Below are 22,256 nucleotides of genomic sequence, written 5' to 3' on the forward strand. Positions count from 1 at the left end.
GAGCCGGGCGGGCTGTGTCCGCCTCGGGCAGAGTCCACGAGGAGTCAACGAAGGCGGCGCCATGAAAGAGCGGGGCGCGAGTGAGAGCGTTGTGGGGGAAGTGGCGAAGGGCCTCGTTCAAGCCGTCCTCGTCAGCGAGGGAGGCCAGGGAGGGGGCGAGTGCGCTGTAGGGGGTGGAGAGGGTGACGCCGTCAACGAACGCGTCGAGTGTGGGCGCGCCGTGAAGTGCCCCGGACTGACAGATGCGTCGCAGAAAGAGTCATCTGGACCCCACAGGGAACCATAAAATTACCGTTGCGTAATTTTTAAGAAAATGACTTGAGCTGCCGCGAGCGTTAAGTTTCGCAGCTTTCTTCCGCAACATACTCCTCGTACTTGTCTGAGGTAGGTATGTGTCGCAGCCTAGAGGTTGATGCCAGGTGAACAAGGCTGGCTGCGACAGCAGCAACCGACACAAGGAGTGTGGGCGTGTAGCCGAAGTGTTCGTACAGGCTGGATACCGCTACAGTCGTTATTGCGGTCAGGGTCAGCTCAACAAGGCCGATTGCCGCGACGAAGCGCCCAAGCGCGCTTCTGGGAACAGAAAGCATTTGAATTGAGCCCATCACAGCGCTTCCTGCAGGCAGTAAGAACATTGCAGGGATAAGGAACGCTACCTTCGCGAAGGTGTGCTCGACCAGAAGCAACCCAATGAGCGATACCAGCGGTAATAGGTATGCGCATAGCACCAACGCTCCCCCCTGAAAGCGGGATGCGAACTTTGGTGCAAAAACTGCGCCGATCACCACACCGACAGCAACACCAGTGTTAACGAGACTCGCTGCTACAGCACTGTTTTCCCTGCTCAATATCTCCCAAGTCGTGACAAGGATGGCGGTATTGAATATCGCAAGCGCGAGATTGCCAGTTATGGAAATTGTGCGCAAAAGGGGGCTTCTCCACATGTACCCGAATCCCGCTAAGACCTCACGTACTGAGACTGGCTTCCTTACTTCCCCCGTGGAGCTCGCTTCCGGATCGAAGATGGCTTTCGGGAGGAACAGTGACGCGAGCAGTGCGCATAGGTTTAAGACTGCGTTGGTTACAAAGGGGAAAGCTCTACCCACTTCAAGGAGGAACCCGGCGGCAGGGGGGCCAAGAAATTCGATCGATGCGTCTCGAGCTTGATTCACAGCAATTGCTTTTGGTAAGAGCGACGCTGGAATGAATGATCGCAGCATGACATTCGTTGTTGAGCCGACCAACCCCGCCCGGAGTCCAAGGAGGCAAGCCAGCGCTGATGCGGTGATGAATGTGAACTGACCTGTGGCGAGAAGCAGGACCCCCGAAATAAACAGAGCCATGCCCGCCACACTGCTGAGTATCACGAGACTTCGCTTATTGATGGTGTCTTGCAGCCACCCACCGAAGACATGACTTACCCCTGCTGTCGCTGCCCCTATGGCAGAGACTGTGCCAGCTTCGGATGCCGTGCCTCCTTCGAGGAGTACGAGAATAGGTAGCGCGAACCCGTTTACCGCAATGGCCAGCGCAAAAGAAGCATCGGTGAGAAACCACGGCCGGTATCCGCGAACAGCTGAGAGGTGACCTGGGCTAACCTTGGTTGGCGGTAAGTTTCCATCCATCGATCAGCCCTTCGAGAGATCCGATTCGGTAGTTACAACTAATGGAGTCCCGCCCAGTAAACACTTCCCGCTGAGCGTAAACAGCCCCGGGGCACCCCCTGCAAACCTCCTTGATGTCACAATCCTGGCACTCGCTCGCTTTCAAAGGGGTGGCCTGCTGTAGCTCTAGGAAAATATCTTCGCTCCGCATGCTTGGCATGAAGGAAGTGTCGCTTAGGTGCCCGAGCGTCCACCGATTCTTGTGGTCAAGCAGTGTGTAGCAGGGGACTACTGTACCGTCCGCGGTAACGGTGCACGTGGATCGCCCCAAAGCACACCAGCCGTGGGTGGACTTGGGACCGAAAAGCACCCCGAGGTTGTCCTCAGTAATTGCCCTGTACGAAACATGCTCTTCTTTGCGGCGCACGCACTCGCGCACGTAGTCAGTCGCTGTTTCTCTGATCCATGCAGCGAAGTCAACCTGCTCTGGATGCTCATCTGGCAGAGCAGCCTGCAAAGGTGTGAGGATAACGCGCCTCGGGTTGAGTATGGAGAGAATGAACTCGTGGAGATCGAGCATGCTGATCCCGGCCGCCTTGTGTGCGGGAGAGTAGACGCACTCAACGCCATCGATAGAGATGCCTGAATCGGCATAGCGTTTCGCAACGGAAATGATCCGATCGAATGACCCGCGCCCGTTACGGAAACGACGGTTGAGGTCATGGATTTCGCGTGGACCATCGATCGAGGCGGTGATGCGAATGTTCGCTCGCTTGATGAGGTCTACTAGCTTGGCAGAGTAAATCGTTAGATTTGTTACGCATCCGACGGAGATCTGCTTGTGTCGATCAGGATTGCGAGCGAGATGCTCTTCGAACGCGTCAACAAAGCCAGTAATTGCTGGAATATTCATGAATGGTTCGCCCCCGAATAGCTTGATCCGAGAGATATTCGGGTGAGACTCGAGCATCTGCTGAGTGTATCGATACGAATGTTCTCGTGACATCCAAGCGGGTGACTCTTCGGAGTAGAGCCCCTCTTTCGCAAAACAGTACCCACAGGTGAGGTTACAGCCCTCTGAAATATTGAGCACAAGTTCAGAGAGGATAGGGGCGCGGGTAGCGGCTGCACTAACTTTGCTGCGGGCTTTGGTGTAAGTATCCAGCGCTAGCGTGTCGGCGAATTTCATGACTTAATTTCCAGTCGAAAGTGGGAGGGTGGAAGCCTGGGCGACCGCCCTCCCTGTCGGTTATTAGAATCCCATGCCGTTGCACCCAATTCCGCACCAGCCCGGTGCTTCCACTTCATTAGCGTGCAGGTAGTTGGCCATCAAATCCAGGATTTCCTCGGACATTTCTTCACCTCCTTGTGAGGACTCGAGTAATAAAAGAGTAGGGCACATATCACAGCAACTTCGGGACGAAAGGCCACGCTTGCGTTGCCGGAGTGTGGTGGCGAGCGACCTAGAGGGGTGGTTTCGTTTGGGTACAGGGCAACGAGACGCGCGGTCGCATCCACCTCGCCGTCTCCAGTAGCTATAGCGATACCGGACGTATACCACCCCGCCGCGATATCTCGGAAGAAGTGGGCTGCACTCCCCGCACCGCTACGACGCACGTAGCGACGCTCCGAGAAGCTGGCTTGCTGCCCGCGAGTAGGGGTGGAAATGCCATAAGCATAGAACGGTCCCCCTCCCCCCCCCTAGAGAGAGCACATGGCTTCGACCCTTCTTCACGCCCCACCACCACGGGCCTCCCGGCTCCCCTTCCGCCCTTCTCACTGCGGGCTTGAGATGTGGTCCCGCCTACCGCTGGCACTGCTGTCCATTCAGGATCCGCAAGCTGAAAGATCTCGAAGCGATGCTCTAGTACGATTCTCCGCTTTCGCGCGCGGGTGTCACACCGAGCTTGTGGAGGCCGTACCAATAGGCATCGAAAAGCGCTTCCCACGAGGCCTCGATAATGTTCGGGCCCACGCCCACCGTGGTGAAACGACCAAACGGCGCTTGGCTCGTGACAAGAACGCGAGTGGTCGCATCGGTGCCCTGCTGCGAGTCGAGGATGCGTACCTTGAAGTCCACGAGCGCGAAGGACGCGATCTGGGGGTAGGTATCCATAAGTGCCTCGCGAAGGGCTTTATCGAGCGCGTTCACGGGGCCGTTTCCCTCGGCGATCGTCACACTGCGGTGGTGGGGCGCTGTGCTCAGTCGCACGGTCGCTTCTGATTCGAGCGAGCCGTCGCGCAATTGATGCGAGGAGGTGCGCCACGACTCGACTTCCACGTACGTGGGCAGATCCCCGAGAACGTGGAGAACAAGCATCTCAAAGGAAGCGTCGGCAGCTTCGTAACTGTACCCCTCGGCTTCACGCCCCTTCACGGTTTCGGCGAGCAGCGCGAGCGTGGCGTCTTCCCCGGAGAGGTCGTAGCCGAGCTCGCGGCCCTTCAGCTCGATCGAGGCCTTGCCCGCCATATCCGAGATGATCATGCGCATGTCGTTGCCCACGACCATGGGATCCATGTGTTGATACAGATCCGGATCGACCCTGATGGCACTCGCGTGCAAACCTGCCTTGTGTGCGAAGGCGCTCGCGCCCACGTAAGGGGCGCGCGACTGTGCAGGAATGTTGGCGACTTCCGCGATCGCGTGGGCAATGCGAGTCGCATCGCCGAGCTGTGCGTCAGTCACAAGCTTTCGGCCGAGCTTGAGCTGGAGATTCGCGAGGACTGGGATGAGATCGGCGTTGCCCGTGCGTTCGCCGTAACCATTGACGCAGCCCTGGACATGCACCGCGCCAGCCTCGACCGCAGCGATCGTGTTCGCGATCGCGCAACCCGAATCGTTGTGCATATGCGCGCCCAGGAGATCAGGATCAAGCCCTTCGGCTTCGAGCCGTGCGCGCACATCCGCGTAGATTGCACTGACCTTGTGTGGAAGCATCCCACCGTTCGTGTCACACAACACCACTATCGAGGCACCCGCGCGGAGGGCCTCGGCTACCACACTTACCGCGTAGTCGGCATCGTAGGCGTAGCCATCGAAGAAATGTTCGGCGTCGATGAACACCTCACGGCCACACTCGCGCAGAAACTCGATGCTCTCGCGCACCATGGCGAGATTTTCCTCGGCGCTTGTGCGAAGGGCCGCTTCGACGTGTCGAAGATCGGACTTCGCCACAAGAGTGAGCGTGGGGGCGCCCGACTCGACGAGCGCACGCAACTGAGGATCCTCCTTGGCCACGGCGTCCTTCTTGCGCGTCGCACCGAAGGCCGCGAGTCGCGCATTTTTCAGCGTGAGATCGCTTTGGGCACGCGCAAAAAATTCGGTGTCTTTCGGAACCGCACCCGGCCAGCCACCCTCGATGTAGCTCACGCCAAGGTCGTCGAGAAGTCGCGCAACCTGGAGTTTATCCTCAACGCTCAGCGTGAGGCCCTCCTGTTGGGAGCCGTCACGAAGGGTCGTGTCGTAGAGGTGAAACACTGCCGTGACCTCCGAAATCTGCAGGGGAACGAAGAAAACTGATGCTAGACGAGTCGCGTGAGCCAGCCGTGACGGTCCTCGATACGGCCGTACTGGATTCCCGTGAGCTCCTCGCGAAGCGCCATCGTGACATCACCACTACCGCCATCACCGATCGTCCACGTGGAATTTTCGTCGCGTAGTTCGCCGATCGGGTTGATCACGGCGGCCGTGCCGCACGCGAACATTTCGGTTACGCGCCCTTCGGCGATATCGGCCGTGAGTTTCGCGTAGTTCACGGATTCTTCGCTCGGGCGAAGCCCCCGATCAGCCGCCAGCGTGAGGATCGAATCGCGTGTGACCCCGGGGAGGATCGAGCCGGTGAGGGTCGGGGTCACGATACGGCCATCGGCGTACACCACGAAGATGTTCATGCCGGAAAGCTCATCGATGTTCGTATGGGTCTCCGAATCGAGGAACATGACCTCATCGGCGCCTGACCGGGCAGCTTCGTACTTGCCCTGGAGAGAGCTCGCGTAGTTACCGCCGCACTTCGCAAAGCCAGTACCGCCGCGGCCGGCACGTGCCGCGAGGGGCGAGACCCACACGACGAGCGGTTGAATGCCGCGCGGGAAGTAGTTGCCTGCGGGCGAGGCGATCACGTAGTAGTCGACGGTGTGCGCGGCGCGCACGCCGAGGAAGTTTTCCGAGGCAAACATGAACGGTCGAAGGTAGAGGCTCGTCTCGCCGCCCGTGGGCACCCAGGGCTCATCGGCGCTCACGACCGCGCGAAGGGACGCGAGGAAGTCCTCGGTTGAAATTTCCGGCAAGGCGAGGCGCCGAGCCGAGTTCTGAATGCGCGCGGCGTTCTTCTCGGGACGGAACGTCCACACGCTTCCGTCGGCGTGGCGGAAGGCCTTGAGGCCTTCGAAAATTTCCTGAGCGTAATGGAAAACAGCCGCGGCGGGCTCGAGCGAAAGGGGGCCGTACGGGAGAATCTCTCCTTCCCCCCACCCCTCGGTCTCGGTCCAGCGCTGGTGGGCCATGTAGTCGGTGAAATTGTCGCCAAAGCCAGGGTCGCGGAGAATTCGCTCGCGCTCCTCACTCGAGATTCGACGCGGAGCCGAACTTGCGCGGTACTCACCCATGGGTTTCTTTCCTCTCACATGCTTTCGTGGATTCCCCCAGTTTACGAGCCCGAGCTCCCCTTTTCTCGCACCGCTTTCGCGATCACGTCCCCGAGCTCGGCGCACGATCGCGCGGAGTTCGGATTGTTCGCGAGATCCTCGGTGACAGCTTCTCGAACCCTGCGCGCGGCATCGTCCTCACCGATCGACTCGAGAAGGAGCGCTACGGAAAGGATCGTCGCGGCGGGATTCGCGATGCCCTTGCCCGCGATATCGGGGGCGCTGCCGTGCACGGGTTCAAACATCGAGGGGAACTCGCCCGAGGGGTTGAGGTTGCCGGAGGCCGCAAGGCCGATGCCCCCCGAGATCGCGCCCGCGAGGTCGGTGATGATGTCACCGAAGAGGTTGTCAGTCACGATGACATCGAAACGCGAAGGATCCTGCACGAGATAGATCATCATCGCATCGATATGGGAGTAATCCACCTCGACGTCCGAATACTCGGGGGCGATCTCCTCAACGATGCGTTTCCACAAGCGGCCGGCGTGCACGAGCACGTTGTGCTTATGCACGAGCGTGAGTTTCTTTCGGCGCTTTCGTGCGAGGTCGAACGCGTAGCGCACAACGCGTTCGACTCCGTGGGCGGTATTAATTGACACCTCGGTCGCGACCTCATTTAACCCGCCCTCGCGGAGCGCGCCGCCGGCACCCACGTAAGCACCCTCGGTTCCCTCACGCACGACGACGAAGTCGACTTCACCGGGATTCGCGAGCGGAGAATCCACGTGCGGGAAGAGGGTCGTGGGGCGAAGGTTCACGTAGTGCTCGAACGCGAAGCGCAACTTGAGGAGGAGCCCTCGCTCGAGCACACCCGAAGGCACGCTCGGATCTCCGACGGCGCCCAGCAACAAGGCGTCGTGACACTTGAGCGAGGCGAGGTCCGCATCCGTGAGGGTCTCACCGGTCTCATGCCAGCGGCTCGCGCCGAGATTGTAGTTGGTCGTGACGAGGTCGCGTCCAGTGCCCTCGAGTGCCGCCCGAAGCACCTTGAGGCCCTCGGGAACAACTTCCTGGCCGATCCCGTCTCCGGGGATCACGGCGAGGTCGACTGTGTTCATGGTTTCTCCTTCGGCGACGCTAGCGGTGTGGCACGGGGCAAAGGGCGGATCAGCGTTCCGCCGTACCCTCGGTGTAGTCGGAATCGAGCTGCTCGGCGCTCCACGAGAACATCGTGCGAAGTTCTTTGCCAACCTTCTCGATCGGGTGCTCCTGCTCGCGTGCGCGCAGTTTCGTAAATTCGGTCGCTCCCGCCTTCTGATCGTCAACAAAGCGTTTCGCGAAGCTGCCGTTTTGGATGTCGTCGAGAACGGCTTTCATGGAGGCCTTGACGTGCTCGTCTACGACTCGCGGGCCCGACACATAGTCGCCGAACTCGGCGGTATCGGAAATGGACCAGCGCTGCTTGGCGATTCCACCCTCGATCATGAGGTCAACGATGAGCTTGAGTTCGTGGAGCACTTCGAAGTAGGCGATTTCGGGCTGGTAACCGGCTTCGGTAAGGGTTTCGAAGCCCGCCTGCACGAGGTGGCTCATGCCGCCACACAGAACGGCCTGCTCGCCAAAGAGGTCGGTCTCGGTTTCCTCGGTGAAAGTCGTCTTGATCGCGCCCGCACGAAGCCCGCCGACGGCCTTCGTATATGAGAGCGCGAGCGGCCAGGCCTCGCCCGATTCGTCATTCTCCACCGCAACGATGCAGGGCACGCCGCGCCCTGCGACGAACTCGCGGCGAACGGTGTGTCCCGGGCCTTTCGGGGCAACGAGCGCAACGTCCACGCCCTTCGGTGCCTCGATGTAGTTGAAGCGGATATTGAATCCGTGGGCAAAGAAGAGCGCGTTGCCGCTTTCGAGGTTGCCCGCGATCTCGTTTTCGTAGATCTCCGCCTGGTGCTGATCGGGCGCGAGAATCATGAGGACATCGGCCCACTTCGCCACCTCCGCAACCGTGTCAACGGCGAAGCCTTGTTCTTCAGCCTTGGTGCGCGACTTCGAGCCTTCCTTGAGGCCCACTCGCACCTCGACGCCCGAGTCGCGGAGGTTGAGGGCGTGGGCGTGGCCCTGCGAGCCGAAGCCTACGATGCCAACCTTTTTCGACTGGATCACTGCGAGATCGGCATTGTCGTCATAAAACATTTCCGCCACGATGAACTCCTTCGGTTCTCCTGTGTGATTCGGTTGAGGGCAGTCTATCCACCACTCGTCTTACTTTATGGATACGTGTCTCATATTGAGAAACGCTTGTGGGCCTGCGGGCGTCGGACCTCGCCGCTCCCCTAGCCGAGTAGCGCGCGATCAGTGATCGAGCGCGGGCCGCGACCGATCGCGACGGCCCCCGACTTCACGATTTCTTTGACGCCGAACTGTTCGAGCATGGACAACAGCGCCGCAAGCTTATCCGCCGACCCCGTCGCCTCGATCGAAACGGAATCGGACGCCGCATCGACGACCTTGGCGCGGAACATTTGCACGATTTCGAGCACGGACGTACGGGTCTGGTTATTGGCCTTCACCTTCACGAGCACGAGCTCGCGCTCAACCGACTGCCTTGGTTCAAGCTGCACGATCTTGAGCACGTTCACGAGCTTGTTGAGCTGCTTCGTGATCTGCTCAAGCGGCATTTGATCCACCTCGACGACGACCGTAATGCGCGAGATTCCTTCGTGCTCCGTGGGACCCACGGCAAGGGAAGCAATGTTGTAGCCGCGCCGCGCGAAGAGTGCCGAGACGCGCGTCAGCACGCCGGGTTTGTTCTCCACGAGAACGGACAGCGTGTGGTTCTTTTCCGGGTCGCGCGAAAAGTCCATGCTCAGATCTCCCTTTCCCATTCGGGCGTCATCCCCTGCGCGATTTGAATCTCGTCATTGCTCACGCCAGCGGGCACCATGGGCCACACCATCGCGTCAGCACTCACCTGAAAATCGACCACGACGGGGCGGTCGTTGATCGCCATCGCCTCGCCAATCACCCGGTCAATATCCTCATCGCGCTCACAGCGCAGGCCCACCGCACCGTAAGCCTCGGCGAGCTTCACAAAATCGGGAATGCGACGCGTGCCGTGACCGGTGTTGAGATCGGTATTGGAGAATCGCTGGTCGTAGAACAGGTTCTGCCACTGGCGCACCATGCCAAGCGAGGAATTATTGATCACCGCGACCTTCACGGGAATGTCGTTCAGCACGCACGTCGCAAGCTCCTGATTCGTCATCTGGAAACAGCCATCACCATCGATCGACCACACAACCTTGCGCGGTTGGCCAACCTTCGCCCCCATCGCCGCGGGGAGCGAGTAGCCCATCGTGCCAAGGCCACCCGAGTTGATCCACGAGTACGGCTCCTCGAAGTCGATGAACTGGCTCGACCACATCTGATGCTGGCCCACGCCGGCAACGAAGATCGACGCGGGTCCACTGATCGCGCTGATCCGGGAGATGACGTGCTGCGGCGCCGTGTAGCCGTCGGCCGTCGCGGTCCATCCGAGCGGATAGTTCTCGCGAAGCCCCCTCATGAGCTGCCACCAGGCCTCATAGTCGCGCGGGTCGTCCTCGGCGAGGCAATCGCTCAGCTCTGCACGAAGAGCACGCGCGACATCGGCAGCATCGCCCACGATCGGGACGTCGGCGACGCGATTCTTCGAGATCTCGGCCGGGTCGATATCGGCGTGCACGACTTTCGCACCGGGGGCGAAGGAATCGAGTTTGCCCGTGACACGGTCGTCAAAGCGCGCGCCGAGCGCGATGATAAGGTCACTGCGCTGGAGCGACGCCACGGCTGCGACATCGCCGTGCATACCGGGCATACCGAGATGCTGCGGATGCGAATCGGGAAGCGCTCCGCGTGCCATAAGCGTCGTCACGAACGGAGCGTTCGCCTCTTCCACAAGCGCGCGCACTTCCTCGCTTGCGCCAGAGCGGAGCACACCGCCGCCAAGCAGAAAGACGGGCCGCTTAGCGCGAAGAAGCAGGTCAACAGCCTCGCGGATCTTCTTTCCGTTGGGGCGGCCCGGAACGCGATAGCCGGGCAGATTCAGCTCTTCGGGCCACTCGAACACGGTCTCGGCCTGCTGCGCGTCTTTCGTCACGTCTACGAGCACGACTCCAGGCCTGCCCGTCGAGGCGAGATGGAAAGCCTGCTTGATCGCGAGCGGGATCTCCTCCGCGCTTTTCACGAGGATGTTGTGCTTCGTCACGGGCATGGTCATGCCCACGATGTCGGCCTCTTGAAACGCGTCCGTGCCAATAAAACTCGAACCCACCTGACCGGTGATGACCACCATGGGGATCGAATCCATCTGTGCATCAGCGATCGCGGTGATGAGATTCGTTGCGCCGGGACCAGAGGTGGCGATGCACACCCCGACCCTGCCCGTCGCATGGGCGTATCCGCTCGCCGCGTGGCCAGCCCCCTGTTCGTGGCGCACGAGAATGTGCCGAAGGTGCTGTGCATCGAGTAGCGGATCGTAGGTGGGCAAAATAGCGCCGCCGGGGAGGCCGAACACGACCTCCGCTCCCGCCGCCTCGAGCGACATAATGAGCGATTGCGCTCCCGTGACCGTTTCAGTCATGACGCCTCCAACTATGCACTGAAGAAAAAGCCCCTCGTTCCTTGGAGGAATTCGAGGGGCGCGGCTTATCGTGCGGGGGCGTTAGCCGCGCCCGGTGACGATAAGAAGAATGGTCTGCATGGGAGTAAAACTACACACTCACAAAACATGAAACGAAAAGGTCCATATTTTGGGATCCGACGGTTGTCGAGAACCGTCGGCCCCACTCCGCTCACTGTTTACGGCAGCGGCCTGCGCGTTGCCCCAAACGTGGCCGAGCGCACGTGGTGGGCGTAAACCTTGAGCGCCTGACTCACCTCACGGCGGCGATTCTTCGGTCGCCACGGGAGCGGGCCGCGCGCCTCGCGACGGCGCTCAAGCTCCTCCTCGGGGACGTCGAGCGTGAGCTCGCGCCTGTGGACATCAATCACGATCCGATCGCCTGTTTCGACAAGGCCAATCGCCCCGCCCTCGGCCGCTTCCGGCGAAATGTGCCCGATCGAGATCCCCGAGGTGCCGCCCGAGAATCGACCGTCAGTGATAAGCGCGCAGGCCTTGCCGAGCCCACGCCCCTTGAGGTAGGAGGTTGGATAAAGCATCTCCTGCATCCCGGGGCCTCCCTGAGGGCCCTCGAACTGGATGACAACGACATCGCCCTCTTTGACGGACTTATCGAGAACGCGTTGAACGGCTTCTTCCTGGGATTCGACCACGAACGCGCGCCCCTCGAAGTGGAAAAGCTCCTCGTCGATCCCCGCGCTCTTGATAACCGCACCTTCAGCCGCGAGGTTTCCCCGAAGCACGCATAGTCCGCCATCCTTCGTGTGCGCGAACGGAACGGAGCGGATCACGCCACCCTCGGGATCGAGATCCAGCTCTTCCCAGCGCATATCCTGACTGAACGGCACCGTTGTGCGCTTTCCGCCGGGCGCGGCACTAAAGAGGGTAAAGGCTTCATCGGCCGCCTCACCCCCGCGAATATCCCAGTGGGCGAGCCACTCGGCGAGTGAATCAGCGTGAATCGCATGTACCGAATGATCGAGGAGGCCCGCGCGATCAAGCTCGCCGAGGATTGCGGGGATACCACCCGCACGGTGAACATCCTCGACGTGCGCAAAGCCGTTCGGCGCCACCTTCGAAAGGCACGGAACATTGCGCGAAATCCGGTCGATATCCTCAAGCGTGAAGTCCACTTCGCCCTCGATTGCGGCCGCGAGGATGTGCAGCACGGTGTTGGTTGAGCCCCCCATCGCCACATCGAGGCTCATCGCGTTCGTGAAGGCCGCCTTCGTGGCGACAGCGCGGGGAAGCACGCTCTCGTCGTCATTGTCGTAGTAGCGCCGACACAGCTCCACAATGCGCGTGCCCGCCTCCACGAAGAGGTTGCGGCGAAAAGCGTGAGTCGCGAGCGTCGTGCCGTTGCCTGGGAGTGAGAGGCCAAGGGCCTCGGTCAAGCAATTCATCGAGTTGGCCGTGAACATACCCGAGCACGAGCCGCACGTAGGGCACGCGTTGTTTTCGATCTGCGCGAGCTGATCATCACTCACGGCCTCATCGACCGCGTAGCTCATCGCATCAACGAGGTCAATCTTGTGGTCGATCACGCCCTCCACGGGCTTTCCCGCCTCCATGGGGCCGCCCGAAACAAAGACCACGGGAATGTTGAGTCGCATGGCGGCCATGAGCATGCCCGGCGTGATCTTGTCGCAATTGGAGATGCACACGAGTGCGTCCGCGCAGTGCGCGTTGACCATGTACTCCACGCTGTCGGCAATCACGTCGCGGCTCGGGAGCGAGTACAGCATCCCCTGGTGCCCCATCGCGATACCGTCATCGACCGCGATGGTGTTGAATTCCTTCGACACGCCCCCGGCCCCGCGAATGGATTCAGCGACCATCTCGCCAACGTTTTTGAGGTGAACGTGCCCGGGAACGAACTGCGTGTACGAGTTCGCGATCGCGATGATCGGCTTACCGAAGTCGTTCGAGCCCATGCCGGTCGCGCGCCACAGCGCGCGAGCTCCCGCCATGTTGCGGCCGTGAGTTGAGGTACGTGAACGAAGATGTGGCATGCAGCCCAGCATAGGGCGAAACGTGAGATCCCCGCCCAAATCTTGGACGGGGATCTCACGTTTCAAAACACTCAGCGAACTACTGAGGCGGATCAGCCTTCGCGGTGCGGCCAATCAGGATCATCCGCAAGGCGCTGCTTGAGAGCCTCGTAATCCGCCTGCTCTTGCTCCTCGAGCGCACGCGCCTCGGCCACCTGCTCCTCCGTAGGCTCGTGATCACCCATACCCACGGCGAGATCGGGATGCACGACCGCAATCGCGCCCGTCTCGAGCTTCACCTTGTGGCGAAGAATCTCGTAACGCACAACCTTCGCGAGGAAGTAGATACCAAGGAGGTTCGGGATCGTCATGAGGAAGAACACGGCATCCGAGAAGTTGATGACAGCATCCATCGACACGGCAGAGCCAAGAATGACGGCCAGAATCCACACGATCTGGAAGGCACGCTTCACAAAGGTCGAACGGCCAAAGAGGAACTCAGCGGCGAGATTGCCGTAGTAGTAGTAGCTCAGGATCGTGGAGAAGGCGAAGAGCGCCACGGCAACGGTCAGAATGTAGGGGAACCAGCTTGCCACCGTGCCAAACGCGGTCGCCGTCATCACAATGCCATCACCGCTGCTATCGGTGTAGACGCCCGTCACGGTGATAGCGATCGCCGTGAGGGTACACACGATGACCGAGTCCACGAGAGGCTCCCACATCGCGGTGAAGCCCTCCGTTGCCGGCTCCTTGGTTTTCGAGGCCGAGTGCGCCATGCCCGCGGAACCCACACCGGCGGCGTTTGAGAACAGCGCGCGCTGAATACCAACGATGGCTACGCCGATCGCGCCACCGGTCACGCCCTCGCCGGTTGTCGCCGTCGTAATGATCTCGACGACCGCCTCCGGAACAGCCTGAATGTTCATCACGATGATCGTAAGAACGCAAAGGAAGTACACGATCGCCATAAGAGGAGTGATGCGTGCCGTCCACGTGCCGATCGATTGGATGCCACCAACGATCACGAGCGCTGCAAGCGCCGCCATGATCGCGCCGATCACCCAACGGTTGTCTTGGAGGAAGGCAATCCCGAGCTGATCGCTGAGAATCGCCGCTCCCTGATTCGACTGGAAGAGGTTGCCTGCACCGAACACACCGATGAGGGTGAAAGCCGCGTACATAAACGACAGCACGATGCCGAACTTCTTGAAGCCAATTTCTGCGAGACCGTGCTTGAGGTAGTACATGGGGCCACCGTGAGTGTGGCCATCCTCATCGATTTCGCGGTACTTCACGCCGAGGGTCGCCTCGGCCATCTTCACACTCATCGCAAGGCAGCCGAAGAGCACGATCCACAGGGCCGCGCCAGGGCCACCAACCGAAATTGCAACCGCGACACCCGCGATGTTGCCGAGACCAACGGTGCCCGAAAGTTCGGTGGCGAGCGCCTGGAACGAACTCACCTCACCAGGATCAGTCTTGCGCGTGAATTTTCCTCGAATCACGTCAATCGAGTGCGCAAAGCCCGTGATGGGCTGGAAGCGCAGCCACACCGTGAGGAAAAGGGCGGCGGCGATGAGCCACAACACGATGATCGGGACCTCGACACCCGCGATGGTCGGGGCGTAGAACACGATTGCCGACAGGAAGTTCGCAAAGGGGGCAAAGTAGGTATTTAAGAACTGGTCGATCACACCAGAACTGTGCATCGGTCTCTCCTAGTGGGGAAAAATTTTCGCCAAACAAGCACTACTTTTCGGAAGCACGGGGACGGACTCAAGCACATTCGCCAAAACGAAATCTTGGCGACAAAAGGCATTTGCCCGCATCCACACTCCCCTAGACAAGGGCTCACCTCAATAAAATCACAGGTCAGAGGCTTGACGTAGCAGGCGTCGGAAAATCAGTCAAGAAGTTCCTCGCTGATCCCCGCCGTGTGACTTACGCAACCTGGTGGTCCCCATCACTCTTTTTCGCTCTGCTGGCCCCACTCGCCGTCCTCGTAGAGACGCTCGCGAATCTCGTGCCACTCGCGTGCCTCTTCTTCGTCGCGCTCGCGCGCCTCGGCGATCTGCTCTTCGGTGGGCTCATGATCGCCCATGCCCACCGCGAGCTCAGGATCAATCTGCGGGATCGCCCCCGTCGTCACCTTGACCTGGTGACGGAGAATCTCGTAGCGCACGATCTTCGCGAGCGCGTACACGCCGATGAGGTTCGGAATGGTCATGATGAAGATCAGCGCATCCGCGAGGGTCACGACCGAATCAATCGTGATAGACGAGCCGACCACGAGCAGCCCAATCCACAAGACCTGAAAACCGCGCGTGACCCACTTCGAGTTGCCGAGAATGTACTGGATCGCGCTCAGCCCGTAGTAGTAGTACGCGAGCGCCGTCGAGAACGCGAACGGCACAACGATCACCATGAGCACGTACGGGAACCACGGCGCGACGGTGCCGAAGGCGCCTGCCGTCATGACGATGCCATCTGCCTCCCCGCTTTGGTAAGCACCGGTCACGACCACCACGAGAGCCGTGATCATGCACACCACACACGAGTCGAGGAACGGACTCCACATACCCGTGTACCCCTCGGTCGCCGGGTACCGAGTTTTCGCGGTCGCGTGGGTCATGCCCGCAGTTCCGACGCCTGCCGCGTTCGAGAAGAGCGCACGTTGGATGCCGATCACCGCGGCACCGGCAGCACCGCCGGCAACACCTTTCGGCTGGAACGCCTCCGTGACGATCGTCATGAAGGCCGAAGGAATCTGCGGAAGGTTGAACAGGAGAATGAGGATCGCGCTCACCATGTAGATGGTGGCCATGAGCGGAACAGCCTTCGACGTGATCTTGCCGATCGACTTCACACCGCCGATCACCACGAGAGCGAGAAGCCCACCGAAGATCACGCCCACGATCCACCGGTTGTTCATGAGGAAATCGCTGCCGAGCTGTTCGCTGAGGATGAGCGCAGTTTGGTTCGACTGGAACATGTTGCCGCCGCCGAACACGCCGAGGAACGCCGAAATGGCGTAGATCATCGCGAGAACCTTGCCGGCCTTTGCCCAGCCAATCTCCTTGAAGCCGTACTTGAGGAAGTACATGGGGCCCGCGTGAACGGTGCCATCTTCATCAATGACTCGGTATTTCGTGCCGAGAGTCGCCTCGGCCATTTTGAGGCTCATCGCGAAGAAGCCGAAGATCGCGATCCACAGCGCCGCGCCCGGCCCACCGAGCCCAATCGCGACCGCAACGCCCGCGATGTTGCCGAGCCCAATCGCGCCCGAAAGCTCGGTGGCAAGCGCCTGAAAGCTGCTCACCTCACCGGGGTCGGTTTTGCTCGCGTAGCGGCCGCGCACGACATCGATCGCATGCTTGAAGCCCGTGATCGGCTGAAAACGCAGCCATACGGTCATGAAGATCGCCGCGACGGCGAGCCACACGACAATGAGCGGGACTTTGATACCGCCGATATTCGGAGCGTAAAACACAACGGAGCTCATGAACTGAGCAATGGGCGCGATCAGTTGGTCAACGTACTGGTCGAAATTCATGGGTGCCTCTCGGTGGGCCCGGATCTGTTTTAGGCCGCAAAATGGGGCCTCGGTCTGCTAAGCCCGGGGCCCCATTTCATGCTAGGTAGTTCTTGAATACCTATTATGTCCGGCGGATTAGCCCACCTCAAGTTTGGCCATGATGATCTCGCGGACGCGGCCGGCATCGGCCTGACCACGGGTAGCCTTCATCACCGGGCCGATGAGCGCGCCGATCGCCTGGACCTTGCCCCCCTTGATCTTCTCGACCACGTCGGGGTTGTCGGCAATGGCCTGATCGACGGCGCCTTCGAGAACCGAGTCGTCGGAAACAACGGCGAGGTTCTCCTTCTCAACGATCGCGGCGGGGTCACCTTCACCGTTGAGAACTTTCGCGAGAACCTGGCGGCCGATCTTGTCGTTGATCTTCTTCCCTTCGACGAGCGACACGAGTTCGGCGACCTGCTTCGGGGTAACCGAAAGCTCCTCGATTTCCTTTTCCGCTTCCTTCGCGATGCGGGCGAGTTCGCCCATCCACCACTTGCGCGCAGCCTGCGGCTTCGCGCCTGCAGCGACGGTGCCCTCGATGAGGTCGAGCGCGCCGGCATTGATCACGTCGCGCATCTCGAGATCGGTAAAGCCCCACTCGCCGAGCAAACGGCGGCGACGCGCCGCGGGAAGCTCGGGAAGTGCTGCACGCAGTTCCTCGACCCATTCGCGGCTCGGCGCCACGGGAACGAGGTCCGGTTCCGGGAAGTAACGGTAATCCTCGGCGTCGCTCTTCACGCGGCCCGGGCTCGTGTGGCCCGTGTCGTCGTGGAAGTGGCGGGTTTCCTGGATAACTTCGACGCCGCTTTCGAGAACACCGGCCTGGCGGCCGATCTCGAAGCGCACGGCGCGCTCGATCGAGCGGAACGAGTTCACGTTCTTCGTCTCGGTGCGCGTGCCAAGCGGAGCTTCCGGCGAGGGGCGAAGCGACACATTGATATCGGCACGCACATTGCCGCGTTCCATGCGGGCTTCCGAAACCTCGAGGGTTCGGAAAATATCGCGGAGAGTACGCACGTACGCCGCGGCGACCTCGGGTGCGCGGCCACCCGTGTTCGGGATCGGTCGCGTCACGATCTCCACGAGGGGCACGCCCGCGCGGTTGTAGTCGACCTGCGAATGGGTCGCACCCTGGATACGGCCCGTGCCACCAATGTGGGTGTTCTTACCGGCGTCCTCCTCCATGTGCGCGCGCTCAATGTCCACGCGCACGATCTCGCCATCGTCGAGCTCGACATCAACGTAACCGTCAAACGCGATCGGTTCGTCGTACTGCGAGGTCTGGAAGTTCTTCGTGAGGTCGGGGTAGAAGTACTGTTTGCGTGCGAAACGGCAGTTTTCGGCGATCGAGCAGTTGAGCGCGAGACCAATCTTGATCGCGTACTCGACGGCCTTCTCATTCACGACCGGGAGCGTGCCCGGGAGACCGAGCGAGACGGGCGTGATCGCCGTGTTGGGTTCGGCGGCGAAAACATTGGGCGCGCCGTCGAACATTTTGGTTGCCGTGCCGAGCTCGACGTGGACCTCGATGCCGAGGACCGGGTCGTACTTCTCAATCGCCTCATCGTAGTCGAGAGGCTCGATGTCGGTGTAGGCGTTCACTTGGCGCCTCCTTCCAGGGCCGTAGCGTTGTTCAGGATCGGCCCTCCCCAGGAATCTTCGAGCAGTGCCTCGAGCGCACCACCGGCGCGGTAGAGACGGTCATCGCCCATCGCTGGTGCGAGGAACTGGAAGCCCGCGGGCATCGAATCCTCAGCGAGGCCGCTCGGGAGCGAGAGGCCGGGAACGCCCGCGAGGTTCGCGGGGATCGTCGCGATGTCGTTGAGATACATCTTGAGGGGGTTGTCGGTGTTCTCACCGAGGCGGAAGGCCACGGTTGGCGCGGTCGGCGAGGCGAGAACGTCACACTTTTCGAAGGCCGCGGTAAAGTCGCGCTGCACGAGGGTGCGCACCTTCTGGGCACTTCCGTAGTAGGCGTCGTAGTAGCCCGAGCTCAGTGCGTAGGTGCCAAGCAGAATGCGTCGCTTGACCTCCGCACCAAAACCCTGGCCACGGGTCGCGGCCATGACCTTTTCGGCGGTCGGGTGATCCTCGGGAACGACACGCAAACCAAAGCGCATGCCGTCAAACTTCGCGAGGTTGCTGCTCGCCTCGGACGGCATGATGAGGTAGTAGGCGCCGAGCGCATACCTGAAGTTCGGGCAGCTCACACGGACAATTTCCGCACCTGCCTTCTCGAGAAGCGCGAGCGCCTCTTCGAAGCGCTGCTTCACGAGCGGATCGAAGCCTTCGCCCTCGAGCTCTTCGATGACGCCGATGCGCATGCCCTTGACGTCCTTGGTGCGCGCGGCTTCAACAAAGTTGCCGAAGCCGCCCTTGATCGAGGTCGAATCCTTCGGATCGTAACCGCCGATGACCTCGTGCAGGAGCGCGGCATCTTCGACCGTGCGCGTACACGGCCCGGCTTGGTCGAGCGAGCTCGCCATCGCGATGAGGCCGTAGCGCGACACGGAACCGTAGGTGGGCTTCACGCCAACGGTGCCGGTCACAGCCGCAGGCTGGCGGATCGAGCCGCCCGTGTCCGTACCGATCGCGAGCGGAGCTTCAAAACCGGCGATGGCCGCGGAGGAACCGCCGCCCGAGCCACCGGGGATACGGTCGAGATCCCACGGATTGTGGGTGTTGCCGTAGGCGCTCGTCTCGGTCGAGGAGCCCATCGCGAACTCGTCCATGTTGGTCTTGCCAAGGATCGGGAGCTTCGCCTCTTTGAGGTTCTCCACGAGCGTTGCGTCGTACGGCGGGATCCACCCTTCGAGAATCTTCGAACCGGCCGTGGTCTGGGTGCCCTTCGTGACGACGACGTCCTTCACGGCGACGGGAACGCCCGCGAGCGGCGCAAGGTTTTCGCCCTTGGCGCGCGCCTCATCGACGGCGTCGGCGGTGGCACGTGCATCTTCGCCAGTCACGGTGAGGAAGGCGTTGAGCTGGCTCTCGACGGCCTCGATGCGCGAAAGGTGCGCGTCGGTCAGTTCACGCGCGCTGAACTCGCCGCTGTCGAGGCCCTTCGCCATTTGCGCGGCGGAAAGCTTCACAAGGTCAGTCATCGGTTACTCCTCCCCCAGGATCTGCGGAACGACAAAGCGGCCGTCGGCGGCTTCGGGCGCGCCGGAAAGAGCCTCTTCTTGCGTGAGGGTTTCGGTGACCTCGTCCTTGCGGAACACGTTGGTCATGGGGATCGGGTGGCTTGTGGCCGGAACGTCTTCACTCGCCACTTCGCTCACGGACGCAACCGCGTCCAAAATGGCGTCGAATTCGCCCGCGAAGCGTGCGATTTCGTCGTCGGTGAGCTCAATGCGAGCGAGGGACGCCAGGCGTGCGACTTCTTCAGAACTCATTGCTGGCATGGCATCCATTCTAGGCGCTACGCCAAGGCGTTTTCTCCACCCTCGAGGAGCGATGTGAAACCTTCCTCATCGAGGATCGTGATTCCCAGTTCCTCGGCCTTGGCCGCTTTCGAGCCGGCGTTCTCGCCTACGACCACGTAGTTCGTTTTCTTCGAGACGCTTCCGGAAGCCTTGCCCCCACGCTGCAGGATCGCCTCTTTCGCACCGTCACGCGTGAAGTTTTCGAGCGATCCCGTGACCACAATCGTGAGTCCCTCGAGGGTTTTCTCGATCCCGCTCGCGGATTCATCAACCATCACCACGCCCGAGCGCTTCCACGCCTCAACGAGCTCGGCGTGCCATTCCTCCTGGAAGAACGCCGCGACGCTCTTCGCGATCGTCTCTCCCACACCATCGGTTTCGGAGAGCTCCTCGACGCTCGCGTTCGCGATCTGGTCGATGGAACCCCAGGCGGTCGCGAGAGCGCGGGCAGCCGTCGGACCCACGTGGCGGATCGAAAGGGCCACGAGTACTCGCCAGAGACCTGCCGATTTAGCCTTGTCAAGTTCGCTCATGAGAACCTCGGTGGTTTTTCCGACGGTCGCCGGCTTCACGAGGCTCCAGGATTTTTTGGACTTGTAGTAGCGCCACTGCGGGCGGTTCCAAAAAGCGCTCACGGTGCGCCACTCGCCCGTTTCCTCACCGTCGCGGCGCACGCTCTGGTACACGGTCACGTCGCGCAGATCCTCGGGGGTGATCTCGAAGAGGTTCTCCCCCGTACGCACGACGCCGTCTTGGGGCGCGGGGATGCGGGGATCCTCGGGGTCGGTGATGCGGAGCATGGGAACGCCGTCGATGTCGTCTGTAGCGATGCCATTCTTGAGCGTCACGAAGGCATCGCTCGCAAAATCCTCTTCCGTGAGTACCGGGAGGTAGAGCGCATGGCCGGCCTTGAGGGAGGCGAGGGCTTCGGCGCGGCGCTTATCGGGGTCGGTGAGGGCGATCGCGGACTCGTCGCCGAGCGCTTCGATGTCGAAGGCCCCTCGGCTTGCGGCGTGCGCGATGCGGCCGGTGACCTGGGAGGGGCAGTCCTTCTGGTTGGGGCAGCGCCAGTCTTTATCGCCCTCTTTTTCCGGCCGAATCTCTGCCCCGCAGCTCGGGCATGTTTTCGGCATGACGAACGGTTTTTCGCTGCCGTCGCGGAGCTTCTCAACGGGGCCGAGAATCTCGGGGATCACATCGCCGGCCTTGCGCAGGATGACCGTGTCGCCGATCAGCACGCCCTTGCGTTCGACATCGAATTGGTTGTGGAGCGTCGCACGCGCGACCGTCGAGCCCGCAACCTTGACCGGTTCCATCACACCGAAGGGCGTCACGCGGCCAGTTCGGCCCACGTCGACCTGAATGTCGAGCAGCTTCGTTGTGACCTCTTCGGGCGGGTACTTGTAGGCGATGGCCCAGCGCGGAGCCCTCGACGTTGCTCCGAGAGCACGCTGATGAGCGAAGTCGTTGATTTTGATGACGATGCCGTCGATGTCGTGCTCGAAGTCGTGGCGTTTCTCCCCCGCCCGCGCGATGTACTCCGTGACCTGCTCGAGCGAGTCGAAAACCTCAAAGTGTGGAGAGGTGGGAAGGCCCCACGAAGCGAGCATCTCGTAGACCTCACTTTGGCTCTCGGGGTATCCGACGGCGCCTTCGTGCGCGCCGATCCCGTGGACGTACACCTCGAGGGCGCGTGAGGCCGTGATCGAAGAATCCTTCTGGCGAAGCGATCCCGCGGCGGTGTTGCGAGGATTCGCGAACTCGCGAAGCCCCGCCTCGCGGCGCTCCTCGTTGAGTTTTTCGAACTCGTCGACCGGGAAGAACACCTCGCCGCGCACTTCGAGAAGCGCGGGCGGCTTTTCGGTGCTCAGAGTGTGCGGTACGTTGCGAATCGTCTTGACATTCGCGGTGACGTCCTCGCCCACGCGGCCGTCGCCGCGCGTCACGCCGCGCACGAGTGTGCCGTTTTCGTAGACGAGCGAAATGGCGAGGCCGTCAATCTTGAGCTCCGTCAGGAACTGGGGCGTTTCGGGCGCATCCTCCTGGCAGCGCTTCGCCCACTCGCGAATCTCGTCGAGGCTGAAGGCGTTGTCGAGGCTCATCATGCGCTCGATGTGGGGCACCGAGGCGAAGCCCTGGGCAACCGCGCCGCCTACGGTTTGTGTGGGCGATTCTTCACTCGCAAACTCGGGAAACTCCTCCTCGAGACTCTTGAGCTCGCGTTCGAGGGCGTCGTATTCGCCGTCGGCCATGATCGGTGAGTCGTTCTCGTAGTACTCGATGCGCGCCTCGCCGAGGCGTTCGCGCAGTTCGAGAATGCGTCCTTCGGCCTCGAGTGCGGTCATCTCCGAAAGGTCAGCGCTTGCCGAGGGGTCGATGGCGTGTGTGCTCGGTGTCTGCTCGGTACTCACGCTC

15 protein-coding genes are annotated in these 22,256 nt (G+C 61.3%); all 15 read right to left on the bottom strand.

The window, feature by feature from the left end; translation table 11 throughout:
* Nucleotides 1-335: 335 nt before the first annotated feature.
* Nucleotides 336-1,625: an MFS transporter gene (locus NBW56_RS02065; protein ID WP_250257789.1), complete on the bottom strand. Its 1,290-nt coding sequence runs from the start codon at nt 1,623-1,625 to the stop codon at nt 336-338.
* Nucleotides 1,594-2,793: a radical SAM/SPASM domain-containing protein gene (locus NBW56_RS02070; RefSeq protein ID WP_250257790.1), complete on the bottom strand. Its 1,200-nt coding sequence runs from the start codon at nt 2,791-2,793 to the stop codon at nt 1,594-1,596. Before NBW56_RS02070 ends, NBW56_RS02065 begins: the two co-directional genes overlap by 32 nt.
* 675 nt (nt 2,794-3,468) lie before the next feature.
* Nucleotides 3,469-5,082: a citramalate synthase gene (cimA, locus tag NBW56_RS02075; protein WP_250257791.1), complete on the bottom strand. Its 1,614-nt coding sequence runs from the start codon at nt 5,080-5,082 to the stop codon at nt 3,469-3,471.
* A gap of 44 nt (nt 5,083-5,126) precedes the next feature.
* Nucleotides 5,127-6,209 (bottom strand): branched-chain amino acid aminotransferase, encoded by a 1,083-nt coding sequence (locus NBW56_RS02080; RefSeq protein WP_250257792.1) that lies wholly within the window; start codon nt 6,207-6,209, stop codon nt 5,127-5,129.
* Nucleotides 6,210-6,250: 41 nt separating this feature from the next.
* A complete protein-coding gene (locus tag NBW56_RS02085; protein WP_250257793.1) occupies nt 6,251-7,306 on the bottom strand; it encodes a 3-isopropylmalate dehydrogenase in 1,056 nt (351 codons plus the stop codon).
* 49 nt (nt 7,307-7,355) lie between these two features.
* Nucleotides 7,356-8,387: a ketol-acid reductoisomerase gene (gene ilvC / locus NBW56_RS02090; protein WP_150333116.1), complete on the bottom strand. Its 1,032-nt coding sequence runs from the start codon at nt 8,385-8,387 to the stop codon at nt 7,356-7,358.
* Nucleotides 8,388-8,518: 131 nt separating this feature from the next.
* Nucleotides 8,519-9,049 carry an acetolactate synthase small subunit gene (ilvN, locus tag NBW56_RS02095; protein WP_065247984.1) on the bottom strand — a complete coding sequence of 177 codons (531 nt, stop codon included), beginning with the start codon at nt 9,047-9,049 and terminating at the stop codon, nt 8,519-8,521.
* A gap of 2 nt (nt 9,050-9,051) precedes the next feature.
* Entirely contained in the window at nt 9,052-10,806 is a 1,755-nt protein-coding gene (locus NBW56_RS02100; protein ID WP_065247985.1) for an acetolactate synthase large subunit, read from the bottom strand.
* Between the two features lie 218 nt (nt 10,807-11,024).
* Nucleotides 11,025-12,857 carry a dihydroxy-acid dehydratase gene (ilvD, locus tag NBW56_RS02105; protein ID WP_250257794.1) on the bottom strand — a complete coding sequence of 611 codons (1,833 nt, stop codon included), beginning with the start codon at nt 12,855-12,857 and terminating at the stop codon, nt 11,025-11,027.
* Between the two features lie 92 nt (nt 12,858-12,949).
* On the bottom strand, nt 12,950-14,545 hold the full coding sequence (locus NBW56_RS02110; protein WP_250257795.1) for an alanine/glycine:cation symporter family protein: 1,596 nt from the start codon (nt 14,543-14,545) through the stop codon (nt 12,950-12,952).
* A 254-nt stretch (nt 14,546-14,799) separates the two neighbouring features.
* Nucleotides 14,800-16,389, bottom strand: a complete 1,590-nt coding sequence (locus NBW56_RS02115) for an alanine/glycine:cation symporter family protein (RefSeq protein ID WP_250257796.1) — start codon at nt 16,387-16,389, stop codon at nt 14,800-14,802.
* A 117-nt stretch (nt 16,390-16,506) separates the two neighbouring features.
* Nucleotides 16,507-18,018, bottom strand: a complete 1,512-nt coding sequence (gene gatB, locus NBW56_RS02120; protein ID WP_250257797.1) for an Asp-tRNA(Asn)/Glu-tRNA(Gln) amidotransferase subunit GatB — start codon at nt 18,016-18,018, stop codon at nt 16,507-16,509.
* On the bottom strand, nt 18,015-19,520 hold the full coding sequence (gatA, locus tag NBW56_RS02125; RefSeq protein ID WP_250257798.1) for an Asp-tRNA(Asn)/Glu-tRNA(Gln) amidotransferase subunit GatA: 1,506 nt from the start codon (nt 19,518-19,520) through the stop codon (nt 18,015-18,017). Before gatA ends, gatB begins: the two co-directional genes overlap by 4 nt.
* A 3-nt stretch (nt 19,521-19,523) precedes the next feature.
* Nucleotides 19,524-19,820 (bottom strand): Asp-tRNA(Asn)/Glu-tRNA(Gln) amidotransferase subunit GatC, encoded by a 297-nt coding sequence (gatC, locus tag NBW56_RS02130; RefSeq protein WP_065248772.1) that lies wholly within the window; start codon nt 19,818-19,820, stop codon nt 19,524-19,526.
* 17 nt (nt 19,821-19,837) lie between these two features.
* The gene (gene ligA / locus NBW56_RS02135) at nt 19,838-22,252 is read right to left on the bottom strand and encodes an NAD-dependent DNA ligase LigA (RefSeq protein WP_502799321.1); all 2,415 of its coding nucleotides are present in this window, start codon (nt 22,250-22,252) and stop codon (nt 19,838-19,840) included.
* Nucleotides 22,253-22,256: the final 4 nt, after the last annotated feature.

The sequence above is a fragment of the Dermabacter sp. Marseille-Q3180 genome, from assembly GCF_940792985.1.
Taxonomy (GTDB): domain Bacteria; phylum Actinomycetota; class Actinomycetes; order Actinomycetales; family Dermabacteraceae; genus Dermabacter; species Dermabacter vaginalis.